General features: G+C 65.0%; 12 protein-coding genes. 5 read left to right on the top strand and 7 right to left on the bottom strand.

All coding sequences use genetic code 11. The features are described 5' to 3' along the window. Nucleotides 1-92 precede the first annotated feature (92 nt). Both IC762_RS32810 and lepA read right to left on the bottom strand, forming a co-directional pair. On the bottom strand, nt 93-425 hold the full coding sequence (locus tag IC762_RS32810) for a hypothetical protein (protein WP_195786211.1): 333 nt from the start codon (nt 423-425) through the stop codon (nt 93-95). Nucleotides 426-526: 101 nt separating this feature from the next. Continuing rightward, nucleotides 527-2,338: a translation elongation factor 4 gene (lepA, locus tag IC762_RS32805; RefSeq protein WP_195786210.1), complete on the bottom strand. Its 1,812-nt coding sequence runs from the start codon at nt 2,336-2,338 to the stop codon at nt 527-529. Nucleotides 2,339-2,498: 160 nt separating this feature from the next. Here lepA and IC762_RS32800 point away from each other — a divergent pair, with 160 nt between their 5' ends. From IC762_RS32800 to IC762_RS32790, 3 genes are all read left to right on the top strand, one after another. Further along, entirely contained in the window at nt 2,499-3,872 is a 1,374-nt protein-coding gene (locus IC762_RS32800) for a YARHG domain-containing protein (protein ID WP_195786209.1), read from the top strand. Beyond that, nucleotides 3,873-4,640 carry a M15 family metallopeptidase gene (locus tag IC762_RS32795; protein ID WP_195786208.1) on the top strand — a complete coding sequence of 256 codons (768 nt, stop codon included), beginning with the start codon at nt 3,873-3,875 and terminating at the stop codon, nt 4,638-4,640. An 80-nt stretch (nt 4,641-4,720) separates the two neighbouring features. Next, on the top strand, nt 4,721-6,334 hold the full coding sequence (locus IC762_RS32790) for a glycosyltransferase family 39 protein (RefSeq protein ID WP_195786207.1): 1,614 nt from the start codon (nt 4,721-4,723) through the stop codon (nt 6,332-6,334). A 233-nt stretch (nt 6,335-6,567) separates the two neighbouring features. On the opposite strand, the gene IC762_RS32785 is transcribed toward IC762_RS32790, so the two are convergent. From IC762_RS32785 to IC762_RS32765, 5 genes are all read right to left on the bottom strand, one after another. Continuing rightward, nucleotides 6,568-6,894, bottom strand: a complete 327-nt coding sequence (locus IC762_RS32785) for an HPr family phosphocarrier protein (RefSeq protein ID WP_195786206.1) — start codon at nt 6,892-6,894, stop codon at nt 6,568-6,570. Next, a complete protein-coding gene (locus IC762_RS32780; protein ID WP_021076632.1) occupies nt 6,891-7,292 on the bottom strand; it encodes a PTS sugar transporter subunit IIA in 402 nt (133 codons plus the stop codon). Before IC762_RS32780 ends, IC762_RS32785 begins: the two co-directional genes overlap by 4 nt. Nucleotides 7,293-7,378: 86 nt before the next feature. Continuing rightward, on the bottom strand, nt 7,379-7,945 hold the full coding sequence (locus IC762_RS32775) for an HPr kinase/phosphorylase (RefSeq protein ID WP_195786205.1): 567 nt from the start codon (nt 7,943-7,945) through the stop codon (nt 7,379-7,381). Then, complete coding sequence (locus tag IC762_RS32770; RefSeq protein WP_195786204.1) at nt 7,942-9,750, bottom strand: sensor histidine kinase; 1,809 nt, start codon at nt 9,748-9,750, stop codon at nt 7,942-7,944. The genes IC762_RS32775 and IC762_RS32770 overlap by 4 nt, the downstream gene beginning before the upstream one ends. A gap of 110 nt (nt 9,751-9,860) precedes the next feature. Continuing rightward, entirely contained in the window at nt 9,861-10,562 is a 702-nt protein-coding gene (locus IC762_RS32765) for a response regulator transcription factor (RefSeq protein WP_195786203.1), read from the bottom strand. A gap of 244 nt (nt 10,563-10,806) precedes the next feature. Here IC762_RS32765 and IC762_RS32760 point away from each other — a divergent pair, with 244 nt between their 5' ends. Next, entirely contained in the window at nt 10,807-11,544 is a 738-nt protein-coding gene (locus IC762_RS32760) for a HugZ family protein (protein WP_195786202.1), read from the top strand. Between the two features lie 824 nt (nt 11,545-12,368). Then, on the top strand, nt 12,369-13,985 hold the full coding sequence (locus IC762_RS32755; protein ID WP_195786201.1) for a phosphoenolpyruvate carboxykinase: 1,617 nt from the start codon (nt 12,369-12,371) through the stop codon (nt 13,983-13,985). Nucleotides 13,986-14,262 lie beyond the last annotated feature (277 nt).

Genomic DNA, 14,262 nt, shown 5'->3' with positions numbered 1-14,262 from the left:
AGGTGGGATACCACCGTCGCAGATCAGCTATCTCGTGATGACGTGGTGCTGCGAAATCGCGGCCAAGCGCGCGCTGTGGCGAAGCTTAGGGGCTAGCCGCAATTCCAGGCCCGCCCGATCGGCGTCCAGCTCCAGCACGGGCCGTAGCTGCCGCCATTGTAGCGTCCGCCGCCGTGGAATCCGGGCCGGCCGAAATAGTGCCAATCCTCGCCGTCGAAGTATTGCGGCGACCAGTCCGGATAGCCGCGCGCGGCGCCGCGCGGGCCGAGCACCGGAATGGTCGGGTTGGGCGGCTGGCGGTAGCCGGGCAGGAAGCCGTAGCCGTGCCAGCGCGCGGTACGCTGCTTTTTCGCCGACGCGGCCGAACTCAGGTCCGGCGCGAGCAAGGCGATGATGACGATTGAAAGAGCGAGGATGCGCGACATGCTCGCACCATAGTCATCCCACTGCGCGATGGCGATTCAAATCATGGTGCGATTTGTTGCTGCGGCAATAATGCATGTTCCATCGTAGCCGAAGCAGCGCCTCAGCTATCCACCTTCAGCGCGGCAATGAAAGCCTCCTGCGGGATGTCGACCTTGCCGAACTGCCGCATCTTCTTCTTGCCTTCCTTCTGCTTCTCCAGAAGCTTGCGCTTGCGCGTGATGTCGCCGCCGTAGCACTTCGCGGTGACGTCCTTGCGCAGCGCGCGGACGGTTTCGCGCGCGATCACCTTGCCGCCGATCGCCGCCTGGATCGGGATCTGGAACATGTGCGGCGGGATCAGCTCCTTCATCTTCTCGACCATGGCGCGGCCGCGGCCCTCGGCGCGGGTACGATGCACCAGCATCGACAGCGCGTCGACCGGCTCGTTGTTGACGAGGATCTGCATCTTGACGAGATCGGCCGGCTTGTAGTCGGTCAGATGATAGTCGAACGAGGCGTAGCCCTTCGAGACCGATTTGAGGCGGTCGTAGAAGTCGAACACGACTTCGTTGAGCGGCAGGTCGTATTTCACCATCGCGCGGGAGCCGACGTAAGTGAGCTCCTTCTGCGCGCCGCGGCGGTCCTGGCACAGCTTCAGCACGCTGCCGAGATATTCGTCGGGGGTGAGGATGGTGGCCTCGATCCACGGCTCCTCGATCTCGGCGATCTTCACCACGTCCGGCATGTCGACGGGATTGTGGATCTCGATCTCCTGGCCGTCGGTCAGGTGCATCTTGTAGATCACGCTCGGCGCGGTCGCGATCAGGTTGAGATCGAACTCGCGCGACAGCCGTTCCTGGATGATCTCCAGATGCAACAGGCCGAGGAAGCCGCAGCGGAAGCCGAAGCCGAGCGCGGCCGATGTCTCCATCTCGAAGGAGAAGCTGGCGTCGTTCAGCCTGAGCTTGCCCATCGCGGCGCGCAGCGTCTCGAAATCGTCGGCATCGACCGGGAACAGGCCGCAGAACACCACCGGGATCGCCGGCTTGAAGCCGGGCAGCATTTCGGTGATCGGCTTGCGGTCGTCGGTGATGGTGTCGCCCACGCGCGTGTCGGCGACTTCCTTGATCGCGGCGGTGATGAAACCGATCTCGCCGGGGCCGAGCTCGTCGACCTGCGTCATCTTCGGCGTGAAGAAGCCGACGCGCTCGACATCGTAGGCAGCACCGGTGCCCATCATGCGGATGCGGCTATTCTTCTTCATGGTGCCGTCGACCACGCGGATCAGCACGACCACGCCGAGATAGACGTCGTACCAGCTGTCGACCAGCAGCGCCTTCAGCGTTGCATTCTGGTCGCCCTTCGGCGGCGGCAGGCGGGTCACGATCGCCTCCAGCACGTCGGGCACGCCGAGCCCGGTCTTGGCCGAGATCATCACGGCGTCGGATGCGTCGATGCCGATCACGTCCTCGATCTGCTGCTTCACCTTCTCCGGCTCGGCCGCGGGCAGGTCGACCTTGTTGAGCACCGGCACGATCTCATGGCCGGCGTCGAGCGCGTGGTAGACGTTGGCGAGCGTCTGCGCCTCGACGCCCTGGCTGGCGTCGACCACCAGCAGGGAACCCTCGCAGGCCGCCAGCGACCGCGACACCTCGTAGGCGAAGTCGACGTGGCCGGGGGTGTCCATCAGGTTGAAGATGTAGTCCTTGCCGTCCTTGGCGCGGTAGTTGAGGCGCACGGTCTGCGCCTTGATGGTGATGCCGCGCTCGCGCTCGATGTCCATGGAATCGAGCACCTGCTCCTTGCCCGCCATCTCGCGGTCCGACAGCCCGCCGGTCATCTGGATCAGCCGGTCGGCCAGGGTCGATTTGCCATGGTCGATATGGGCGACGATGGAGAAGTTGCGGATGTTGGAAATCGGGGCAGTTGTCATGGGGCGCGGGATAGCATCCGCACCCCCGCGCGGGCAACCATATTGCACTATTTTGCAGGGGTATGACGGCGAATCATCCGCGTCCTTTCTGCACGCTGCCGTGATCGATTTCCGGGCCTGTTTCTGCTAGGTCTGGCGGCCTGAAAGCCGGAATTGCTCGATGCGCTGGATCCTCTTCGCCACTGGACTGCTCGCCGTCCTGTTCGTCGCGCCGGCGGCCGCCGAAAAGCGCATTGCGCTGGTGGTCGGCAACTCCGCCTATCAGAACGTCTCGCGGCTGCAGAACCCGACCAGCGACGCGCAGATGGTGGCCGAGACGCTGCAGCGGCTGGGCTTCGCGCTGGTCGGCGGCCGGGCCCAGCTCGATCTCGACAAGGCCGGCTTCGACACCGCGATCCAGCGCTTCGGCGGCCAGCTGATGGGCGCCGATGTCGCGCTGTTCTACTACGCGGGCCACGGCATCCAGGTTCGCGGCACCAATTATCTGGTGCCGGTTTCGGCCAATCCCGTGCGCGAGGCCGATGTCGACTTCCAGATGGTGGATGTCGGGCTGGTGCTGCGACAGATGGAAGGGGCGGGCACGCGGCTCAACATCGTCATTCTCGACGCCTGCCGGAACAATCCGTTCGGCGGCCGCGGCCTGCGCGCCGCCGATGGCGGCCTGGCGCAGATCCGCGCGCCGGAGGGCACGCTGCTGTCCTATGCGACCCAGCCTGGCAATGTCGCGCTCGACGGCGATGATGGCCACAGCCCCTTTACCCGTGCGCTGGTCGACACCATGCAAAAGCCCGGGCTCGACGTGCTGCAGGCGTTCAATCAGGTCGGGCTCGTGGTCAAACGCGCCACGGGCAGCGCGCAGCAGCCCTGGGTCTCGACCTCGCCGATCGACGGCTCGTTCTATTTTGCCGGCAGCGGGTCCGCCCCGGCTGCGACCAACCAGGTCGCAACCGCCGATCCGCCTTCAACCGTGATTCCGCCGCAACAAAACCTGCCGCCACGAGAGCCGCCGGCGATGCGGACCCAGTCGGATTTCATCTTCCCGGATTCGGACAGCCGCATGCTGACCGAAGGCGATCTCAGGGCGCTGAGCAAGGATGACCTGCGGATCGCCCGCAACGAAATCTTTGCCAGGCGCGGACGCTATTTCAATGCGCCCGACCTCACCGCACGCTTCAGCAAATTCTCCTGGTACGTGCCGCGGACCTGGGATCCCGAGCTCAACGCGGTCGAACGCGCCAACGTCGCGCTGCTCGATCGCCTCGAATCCGGTGGCGGCGCCGTGCCCAGCGGGTTCATCTTCCCGGACTCCGACCGGCGCCTGCTGACGCCGGGCGATCTGCAGCGATTGTCCGGCAACGATCTGCGGATCGCCCGCAACGAGATCTTCGCCCGCCGGGGGCGCTATTTCGAAGCCGCCGATCTCAAGGCCTATTTCGCCCGCTTCCCCTGGTATGCGCCGAGCACCTGGAATCCGAGGCTCAATGCGATCGAAGAGGCCAACGTGGCTTTGATCGACCGGGTCGGAAAGCGCTGAATGCCCGCCCGATGGTGGCTGCCCGCTCTCGCCTTGCTCGCGCTGCTGCCGTTGTCCGCGCATGCCCAAAGCAGGAGCGAGCTGCTGGATCGTCTGGTGCGCGCCTATCCCGACGCGCTGTCCGGGCACGACGACACGACGATCACCTGGCGTGACGGCACGGTCATGCCGGTCGACGACGGCCTCGCCGACAAGCCGTTCGAGCAGTTGCTGCGCAATGCCTCGATCCTCGACCAGATGCGGCTCGCCTATCCGGCCGGCGCGTCGGCGCCGCCGGCGGTGAATGTCGATCCCGGCCGCTTCCGCAACGAGGCGTTCTTCAAGAAGATGTACGGCGACTGCACCACGGGTGCGATCAACCGCAATCTGGTCACGATCAACTGGCTGTCGCACGCGTGGGGCAAGCCGGTCCAGGTCACGCGGGTCAACGGCATCGACGAGCGTCTCAAGCAGGTCTCCGCCGAGATCGACGCGCTCGAGCCCGCGCTGCGCGCCGCGGCGTTTCCGATCGCCGGCGTGCTGTCGTGCCGCCCGGTCGCCGACACCGGGCGGATGAGCATGCATGGCTATGCGGCTGCAATCGATTTGAACCTCAAATATTCGGATTACTGGCTGTGGGCAGGCAAGGGCAAAACCATTCCCTACAAGAACCGGATGCCGCCGGAGATCGTGGAGATCTTCGAACGCCACGGCTTCATCTGGGGCGGCAAATGGTATCACTACGACACCATGCACTTCGAATACCGGCCGGAACTGCTCGGGAAGTGAGGCGCGAGCTGCCCCGGATTTGAGTTTCTTCTCACGCCAAGCTGATTTCACCGACCGCAAAAACGCGCTACCCAGAGACCATGTCGACCGCCTCCACTCTTCCCGCCGCACGCCGCACCAACCGCAAGCGCTCGGTTCGCCGGATCGCTGCATGGCTCGCCTCGCGCGCCACCGATCCCAAGCTGAGCCTCTGGCTCGTGATCAGCTTCGCGCTGGTCCACGCGGTGCTGTGGACGGCGATCCTGGTCAAGCTCAAGGCCGCGCAGGACGTCCATATGGACGTCGCGGAAGCCTATGCCTGGGGCCAGCGCTTCCTGCTCGGCTACGGCAAGCATCCGCCGCTGTCGGGCTGGATCGCCGGGGTCTGGTTCAGGGTGTTCCCGGTGACCAACTGGTCGACCTATGCGCTCGCGATGGCGACCGTCAGCTTCGCGCTGGTGGTGTGCTGGCTGATCGCGGTGCGCGTCGTCGACCGCCGTCGCGCCTTCTTCGCGACCGTGATGCTGGCGCTCTACCCGATCTTCAATTTCAAGGGTTTCAAGTACAACGCCGATCTCGCGCAGCTCATCCCGCTGCCGCTGCTGGTGCTGGCCTATCTCAACGCGTTCGAGAAGCGCAGCGTGAAATCCGGGCTGTTGCTCGGCTTCGCCGGCGCGCTGGCGCTGCTGACCAAATACTGGGTGCTGACCGTGATCGGGGCGGTCGGACTTGCCGCGCTGATCCATCCGCAGCGCCTCGCCTTCCTGCGCTCGCCGGCGCCGTGGGTTGCGATCGGCACGATGCTCGTCGTGATGATCCCGCATCTGGTCTGGCTGGAGGAGGTGAACTTCGTGCCGTTCACCTATGCCGGCGACGTCTATGCGCTGTCGAACCGCGCGCTCAACGTCCAGTACGTGATCGGCTATATCGGGCACAATCTTGCGCTGCTCGCCGCGCCGGTCCTGCTTGGCCTGTTGGCACTGCTGCTCGGGGCGCTGCCGTGGCGGCCATCGAAGGCAAGGGCACGGATCTGGTCGCGCGAACCGAGTCCGGCGGTCAATCCCGCGCAGGCGCTCAACGTCTGGCTGGTGCAGTCCATCGTCGCGATCGGGCCGCCGCTCGGCGCGCTGGCGTTCTCGATCTACATCAAGACCGATTGGGGCATTCCGCTGTTCTTCCTGGTGCCGCTCGCGCTGGTCGCGATACCGCAGCTCCGCGTGCCGCTGACGGCGCTGTTTGCGATCACAGCGATCTGGCTCGTGGTCACGCTGGCGACCTTGCTCGCCGCGCCCAGCATCGCCACCCACGAAATGGCGACGAACCACAACAGCGCATCGACCTATGCCGCGCGCTCGGAGCTCGCGCGCGAGCTGACCGAGACCTGGCAGATGAAATTCCACTCGCGCTGGGCGGTCGTGATCGCGCGATCCGACGTCGCCGAGCCGATGACGTTCTACAGCACCGATCATCCGGCCGCGATCATGCCTGACGAGGCGTGGTCGTCGGGACTGACCTCGCTCGATGAAGCCAGGCGTTTCGGCTTCATCGGCATCTGCGACACCAAGGAGCCGGACTATGCGACGCCGTGCCAGACCTGGATGGCGGAGCATGCCAAGGACGCCGAGCAGGTGGTGATGACCACGCAGCGCTTCTTCCTGGGGCATCCCGGCCCATCGACGGTGTGGAAGATCTATTTCGTGCCGCCGGGGAAGTAGCGAACTGCGGAGAGGACGCGGAACTTTGTGCATATCCACCACTGTCGTCGCCCGGCCTGTGCGCAATTGCGCACATGGACCGGGCGACCCAGTACACCGCGACCTCTCGATTCTATCACTGGTGTCTCTGGAATACTGGATCACCCGCATGCGCGGGTGATGACACCGAGCGAGACGCGAAAGGGTGGGCAGGCTGCGCTTTGCCCGCCCTACGGCGCTTTGTGCGTGGCGCCCTACGTGCCTTCTTCGTTGAATTTGTCGGCGACCAGCGCGGCGATGGCATCGAGTGCGGCCTGCGCTTCCACGCCCTTGGCGGACACCAGGACCGTGGTGCCCGGGCCCGCGGCGAGCATCATCAGCCCCATGATCGAGGTGCCGCCGACGGTCTCGCCGCCGCGCGTGACCCAGACGTCGGCGTTGAAGCGCTCCACCAGCTGGACGAATTTGGCCGATGCCCGCGCATGCAGGCCGCGCTTGTTGACGATCAGGAGTTCGCGGGAGATGGCGTCGGCAGGCACGCCCGGGCCGACATCGTTGGTGCCCGGGGCCTCGTCGCTCATTTGCCGGCGAGCACGCGACTGGCGATGGTGACGTATTTGCGGCCGGCTTCCTGGGCCATCGCGATCGCATCGGGCAACGAGCGCTCCTCGCGAACCTTGGCAAGCTTGACCAGCATGGGAAGATTGATGCCTGCCAGCACTTCGACCTTCGGTCGGCTCATGCAGGAGATCGCAAGGTTGGACGGCGTGCCGCCGAACATGTCGGTGAGGATCGCAACCCCGTCGCCGCTGTCGACGCGATTCACCGCTTCGATGATGTCGCTTCGACAGAGATCGGAGTCGTCCTCGGCTCCGATCGTAATTGCTTCAATTTGTTTCTGCGGACCCATCACGTGTTCGAGCGCCGCTCTGAACTCGTCGGCAAGGCGCCCATGGGTCACCAGCACTAGACCAATCATCGGAAACTCCTCGCGGGCGCTCTTTGGTGCACCGCACGAACGCGCCACTTTGACCATCCAGAGCCCCCGCGCAAGGGGCATCTTGGCTAGTCTCCCTGATCCTGGCGGTAGAGAGGGGAGGCTGCGCCGATCAAATCCGGCGCGATAGTGGATGTGATATGGTTACCAATTCCCTTCCCACAATTGCCCGCAAGATTACGGCAACATGAACTTTCGGTTGTCGTCAGCGCTGCGACAACCGGTAGCAGGGGCTGGAAATGGGCCGAAATAGGGATTCTCGGTATTGAAACACCATTAATGCAGATCGTAAGCGCTTCCGGCGGCGGCAGCCGCTCGGCGTCTTCAGCCGCAAGATCGACGACGAGCCCGACTTCGGCCTCGGCTACGAACGGGCAGCGGCGGATTCCGAGGCCCCGGATCTCGATCAGGCCGGCCAATTGCTGCGCCGGGCGGACCCACAATTGTTCGCCAGCTGTGTCGAGATGGACACGGTCGTCCCCCACCAAAATGGCCGGCGGAAGCGCCCCCGTGCGGCCGGCGAGAATCAGCTCGAAGGCCAGGCGGGATTTGCCGGAACCCGACGGCCCGCGGATCAGCACCGCCCGCTCGCCGACCAGCACGGCCGAGGCGTGCACGCTTGAATTGCCGCTCATAGCGCCGGCAGCCTGACCACGAAGCGCGCGCCGGCGACGGTGGGGTTGCCGTCCTCATCGGCGGGGCCAGGGCGGTTCTCGGCCCAGATCCGGCCGCCATGCGCCTCGATGATCTGCTTGGAGATCGAGAGCCCAAGGCCCGAATTCTGGCCGAAGCCCTGGTGCGGCCGGTCGGTGTAGAAGCGCTCGAAGATCCGCTCCAGCGCATCCTCGCCGATGCCGGGCCCGTCATCATCGACGACGATCTCGACCTCGCCGCGGACGCGGCGGCAGACGATGCGGACCTTCTGGCCTGCTTGCGAGAACGACTGTGCGTTCGACAGCAGGTTGGAGATCACCTGGCCGAGCCGCGAATCATGGCCGGGCAGCGCGAACGGGTCGGTCGGCCCGCGGCCCTCGAAGCGGGCTTCGACCGCGACGTCGTGGCCGAGCCGGGTCTCGTTGGCGACGCCGGTCAGCGTGGTCAACAGCCGGCGCAGATCGACCTGCGCCATGTCCTGGCGCTGCAACTCGGCATCGAGGCGGCTCGCGTCGGAGATGTCGGAGATCAGGCGGTCGAGCCGCTTGACGTCATGCTCGATCACCGCGAGCAGCCGCGCGCGGCTGTTCTCGTTGCGCGCCAAGGGCAGCGTCTCGACCGCGGAGCGCAGCGAGGTCAGCGGATTCTTCAGTTCATGCGCGACGTCGGCGGCAAACATCTCGATCGCCTCGATGCGGCTGTAGAGCGCATTGGTCATGTCGCGCAGCGCGGTGGAGAGATGGCCGATCTCGTCGCGCCGCCCGGTGAAATCGGGGATCTCGACGCGGGTCTGGATGCGGTGACGGACGCGCTCGGCGCCGACCGCGAGCCGTCGCACCGGGCCCGCGATCGTGCTGGCGAGCAGCAGCGACAGCATGATCATGACGGCGGAGGCGACGCCGCCGATCTTGAGGATGGCAAGGCGCTCCGACATCACCATCTGGTCGATGTCGTCGCCCTGGGTGGTCAGCATCAGCGCGCCGCGCACCGCGCGGAAGTGCTGCACGGGCACCGCGACCGACACCACGACCGCGCCGCGCTCGGTGACGCGGACCATGCTGCTGTTGACGCCCTCGAGCGATTGCGCAACCTCGGGATAGCCCTTGCCACCTTCGGGGCCGAGCTCGCGGTAGACCGGCAGGTCGCCGCGGTTGAGCCAGGTCTTGATCGTGGTCTTGGTCTTCTCGTAGAGCGACGGCACTTCCGACGGCGGCGGCAGCTCGAAGCGCAGCACGTCGCCGCGCGCGAACAGATTGCGGCTGTCGAGGATCAGCCCGCCGTCGCGGTCGAAGATGCGCGCGCGGGTCTTGGTCGGCGCGATCAGCCGGCGCAGGATCGGCGCTACGCGCTCGGGATTGATCGGGAAATCCGCCGATTCATCCGGCTGGCCGAAGCTCTCGCCCGGCTTGAGATCGAGCAGCCGGTCGGGATCGATGGTGACGGTATTGCCCTCGACGGTCGCCGATGCCGCGATCGCCTCCGAGATGATCTCGGCATAGACCATCAGGCTCTGGGTGCGGGCCTCGATCAGGCCCTGCCGGAATTGCGACAGATAGAGGATGCTCGCGACCAGCGCGACCAGGCCGGCCAGATTGAGCGAGACGATGCGGCGCGTCAGGCTCGAGAATGACAGCGCGAAGAAAAACTGCCCGGCGCGGCGCAGCCAGCCGAGCGGGCGCCACCAGCCCTTGTCCGTCGATGCGTCGTCGGCAACGCCGTCGCGATCGAGGAGCTCTGACGCGTCCTCGGCGTTCAGTCCCTGCTCGAGCTGCGTTCGATCAAGCACTGGCGATGCTGCCGGTTGGTCTGGAATTCGTCCCGCGAAGCAGGCGGCTGCGACAGTCTACCCCAGCCGAGCCCGACCTGTCAGTTAACAAACCGCTGCGGAAGCGCAGATCAGGCTTCCTTGAAGCGATAGCCGACGCCGTATAGCGTCTCGATCATCTCGAACTCGTCGTCGACCACCTTGAACTTCTTGCGCAGCCGCTTGATGTGGCTGTCGATGGTGCGGTCGTCGACATAGACCTGGTCGTCATAGGCGGCGTCCATCAGCGCGTTGCGGCTCTTCACCACGCCGGGGCGGGTGGCGAGCGCCTGCAGGATCAGGAATTCGGTCACGGTGAGCGTCACCGGCTCGTTCTTCCAGGTGCAGGTGTGGCGCTCCGGGTCCATCCGCAGCAGGCCGCGATCGAGCGCGCGTGCATCGGGCTCCTTCGGCGGCGCGGCGGGGTCCTTCGGCAGGCCGCGGCGGAGCACGGCCTTGACGCGTTCGACCAGCAGGCGCTGCGAGAACGGCTTGCGGATGAAATCGTCGGCGCCCATTTTGAGGCCGAACAATTCGTCGATCTCTTCATCCTTGGAGGTGAGGAAGATCACCGGCAGATCGGACTTCTGGCGCAGCCGTCGCAATGTCTCCATGCCGTCCATGCGCGGCATCTTGATGTCGAGGATCGCAAGATCGGGCGGCGAGGTGCGAAAGCCATCCAGCGCCGACGCACCGTCCGTGTAGGTCATGATGCGATAGCCTTCGGCTTCGAGCGCGATCGAGACGGAGGTGAGAATGTTGCGGTCGTCGTCGACCAAGGCGATTGTGGGCATGTGCTGCTTTCACAATGAGAGTGGCTTAGGCTTAAACGGCGGGCACTCTGGCGACGCGCCGTATAATTGGGCTTCGAACGCGGTCAACGAGCAATGCAAGCTGGGCTGAAGTGTGACCGAGTTCCGCAAAAACAGCTTCTGCGACCCACGCGTTGGGTCCCGTATAGCACCCTGACACCCTGAGGAAAGGCCCTTTTTTCACAAAAAAGTGGCCGGTTCCGCCTTAAAATGACCCGATAGTTCCATGCAGCCGACCACTGATTTCGACCCTGCCCGTCTCGCCCGCTCGCTGCTCCGCCGCAGCCGTCAGGGCGCGCTTGCCACGCTGATGGCCGGCAGCGGTGATCCCTATTGCTCGCTGGTCAATCTGGCCAGCCACCCGGACGGCTCGCCGCTGCTGCTGATCTCGCGTCTGGCACTGCATACCAAGAACATCCTGGCCGACGCCCGGGTGTCGCTGATGCTGGACGAACGCGTGGGAGGTGATCCGCTGGAAGGCGCCCGGATCATGCTCGCGGGGCAGGCGGAGGAGGTTACCGAGGAGGCCGCGCGGGAGCTTGCCAGCCGACGCTACCTCAGCGCCCATCCATCCGCCGAAGCCTTTGTCAAATTTAAGGATTTTTCGTTTTTTCGGATACGGCCACACGCCGTCCACCTGGTCGCCGGATTTGGCCGCATCGTTGACCTCAGGCCTGAGCAGGTGCTGACCGATCTCGGCGACGCAACGGCTCTGCTGGAGGCCGAGCCGGGCGCCGTGGCACATATGAACGAGGATCACCGCGAGGCCATGAACCTCTATGCCACCCGCCTGCTCGGGGCCGACAGCGCGGACTGGGGCTGCACCGGCTGCGACCCCGATGGCATGGACATGCAGGCCGGCCGCAACACGCTGCGGCTCGATTTCCCGGAAAGGGTCACCAACGGCACCGAGCTGCGCAAGATGCTGGTCCGGCTCGCGGGCGAGGCGCGCGCCAAGTCCTGATGTGCAAGTCCTGAAGCGCAAGTCCTGACGCGCAAGTCCCGAAGGCAGCGAGGCATCGTGTCGCACCGGCAGTGCGATTGCGCGATCATCGCTTGCCGCCATCGCTTGGCGCGGAATCTGTTGCGCGCAGTGATGCCGTGACAGCGCGATCATTTTGCATCTGCGACGGCACCGCAAATGTCGCAACGTCAGAGCGCGCGCGTGACGCGTATCGCGATGTGCATGGGCGTCTGCGCGCGCACTGGCCAGCGTGCTGCCGCCCACGCGCTGCACGGAACATTCGTTGCCGCCAAGCATTGAGATGGATTCGACGGTAACCCCGAAACTGTCGAGCTCAAGCTGACCAGCGATGAGTGCCGCTAACCCTGTGCAAGTCGATCGCCAAGGACAAGCCCGGCGCTGCGGCGCGGGATTAGCGCATGCGCGGTCTCATCGCTGCATTGACGCCGCGAAATGCATAGCCGCCATTCTGCTTCCTGTTTTCTCCGATCGTCGCGGGCGCAGCCTGCCGAGTGGCACCCTTTGTGCATCGCAATGCACTGCTTTCGGGGAAAACGCCGACGTCACGTCGCGCCGCTTCCGCGAAAACGAGTGCAAAACGAAAGCGAAGCGAAACGCTCCCGCGCTGCGGCATAAGCATCTGATGAAGTGGCTGCCTTGGAATAAACCAAAACCCGATGGACTAGCTTGGCAAGCCCGGCGTTCCCCACTATTAGGTCGCCGGACCAAAGCCGGAAGGCTATATTCCAGAGGCGGTCACCGCGGCGGGGCGCGTTTGGCGACATTCGCGCGAACAAGGATACGCGGGTTCGAGGAGGTTCTTCGTGCAAGAGACGGGCGTGCATAACGGTGCCTTCGGCGCCGACAAATTCGGCTTAAAAAATCTCAAAGGCGTGCATTGGAACTATGGCGCGCCGCAGCTCTACGAGCACGCATTGCGCAACGGCGAAGCGGTGCTCTCGGCCGATGGTGCGCTCTGCGCGGATACCGGTGAGTTCACCGGCCGCAGCCCGAAGGACAAGTTCACGGTCCGCGACGGCCTCACCGACAAGTCGATGTGGTGGGCCGGCAACCAGTCGATCACCTCGGAGCAGTTCTCCGCGCTCTATGCCGACTTCATCGCGCATGCCGAAGGCATGACGCTGTTCGCGCAGGATCTCTACGGCGGCGCCGATCCGACCCATCGCATCAAGACCCGCGTCTTCACCGAGCTTGCCTGGCACTCGCTGTTCATCCGCACGCTCTTGATCCGCCCCGATGCGTCGGAGCTCGCGAGCTTCGTGCCTGAACTCACCATCATCGACCTGCCGAGCTTCCGCGCCGATCCGAAACGCCACGGCTGCAAATCGGAGAACGTCGTCGCCATCGATTTCGCCCGCAAGATCGTCCTGATCGGCGGTTCCTATTATGCCGGCGAGATGAAGAAGAGCGTGTTCACGACGCTGAACTTCTATCTGCCCGAGAAGGGCGTGATGCCGATGCATTGCTCGGCCAATGTCGGCCCCGACGGCGACAGCGCGATCTTCTTCGGCCTCTCCGGCACCGGCAAGACCACGCTGTCGGCCGATCCCAAGCGCACGCTGATCGGCGACGACGAGCATGGCTGGAGCGAAGACGGCATCTTCAACTTCGAAGGCGGCTGCTACGCCAAGTGCATCAAGCTGTCGGCCGAGGCCGAGCCCGAGATCTACGCCGCCAGCAAGCGCTTCGGCGCCGTGCTGGAGAACGTCGTGCTCGGCGATCATGATCGCATGCCCGATTTCGACGACGGCTCGAAGACCGAGAACACCCGCTCGGCCTATCCGCTCGAATTCATCCCGAACGCCTCGCGCAGCGGCCGCGCGCCGCATCCGAAGAACGTGGTGATGCTGGCCGCCGACGCCTTCGGCGTGATGCCGCCGATTGCCAAGCTGACGCCGGCGCAGGCGATGTATCACTTCCTGTCCGGCTACACCGCGAAGGTCGCTGGCACCGAGCGCGGCTTGGGCAACGAGCCGCAGCCGGAATTCTCGACCTGTTTCGGCTCGCCGTTCCTGCCGCGCGATCCCTCGGTCTACGGCAATCTGCTGCGCGAATTGATCGCCAAGCACGATGTCGATTGCTGGCTGGTCAACACCGGCTGGACCGGCGGCAAATACGGCACCGGCCGCCGCATGCCGATCAAGGTGACCCGTGCGCTGCTGTCAGCGGCGCTGAACGGCTCGCTCCGCAACGCCGACTTCCGCACCGACAAGTATTTCGGCTTCGCGGTGCCGACCTCGCTGCCGGGTGTCGAGCCGCACATCCTCGATCCGATCAAGACCTGGGCCGACAAGGCCGAGTTCGACAAGACCGCGCGCGCGCTGGTCGGCATGTTCGCCAAGAACTTCGCCAAGTTCGAAGCCCAGGTCGACGCCGAAGTCCGCGCGGCGGCACCGGACGTGAAGCTGGCGGCGGAGTAGCGGCGCGCACGGATCCCGTGTTTGAAAAGGCGGCCTTTGCGGCCGCCTTTTTGTTTGCCCGGCCGGCTCGGCGATATCTCAATCCGTGACGTTGAGCAGCGAACGGCGCCCCACGGTCGTCCCGGCGAAGGCCGGGACCCATACTCCGCAGCGGATGTTGTGGGCCGGACTCGTCCTTCCACCAACGCGTAACAATGATCATCGGTGGTTATGGGTCCCGGCCTGCGCCGGGACGACTCTGGAGATTTGGCGCCGCTTGTGAATCACATACTCACGC

Source organism: Bradyrhizobium genosp. L (assembly GCF_015624485.1).
Taxonomy (GTDB): domain Bacteria; phylum Pseudomonadota; class Alphaproteobacteria; order Rhizobiales; family Xanthobacteraceae; genus Bradyrhizobium.
This window is presented reverse-complemented; position numbering and strand designations above follow the sequence as displayed.

Coding starts and splice junctions, on each gene's coding strand:
- IC762_RS32810 (WP_195786211.1), bottom strand. CDS start 425: ATGTCGCGCATCCTCGCTCTTTCAATCGTCATCATCGCCTTGCTCGCG.
- lepA (WP_195786210.1), bottom strand. CDS start 2,338: ATGACAACTGCCCCGATTTCCAACATCCGCAACTTCTCCATCGTCGCC.
- IC762_RS32800 (WP_195786209.1), top strand. CDS start 2,499: ATGCGCTGGATCCTCTTCGCCACTGGACTGCTCGCCGTCCTGTTCGTC.
- IC762_RS32795 (WP_195786208.1), top strand. CDS start 3,873: ATGCCCGCCCGATGGTGGCTGCCCGCTCTCGCCTTGCTCGCGCTGCTG.
- IC762_RS32790 (WP_195786207.1), top strand. CDS start 4,721: ATGTCGACCGCCTCCACTCTTCCCGCCGCACGCCGCACCAACCGCAAG.
- IC762_RS32785 (WP_195786206.1), bottom strand. CDS start 6,894: ATGAGCGACGAGGCCCCGGGCACCAACGATGTCGGCCCGGGCGTGCCT.
- IC762_RS32780 (WP_021076632.1), bottom strand. CDS start 7,292: ATGATTGGTCTAGTGCTGGTGACCCATGGGCGCCTTGCCGACGAGTTC.
- IC762_RS32775 (WP_195786205.1), bottom strand. CDS start 7,945: ATGAGCGGCAATTCAAGCGTGCACGCCTCGGCCGTGCTGGTCGGCGAG.
- IC762_RS32765 (WP_195786203.1), bottom strand. CDS start 10,562: ATGCCCACAATCGCCTTGGTCGACGACGACCGCAACATTCTCACCTCC.
- IC762_RS32760 (WP_195786202.1), top strand. CDS start 10,807: ATGCAGCCGACCACTGATTTCGACCCTGCCCGTCTCGCCCGCTCGCTG.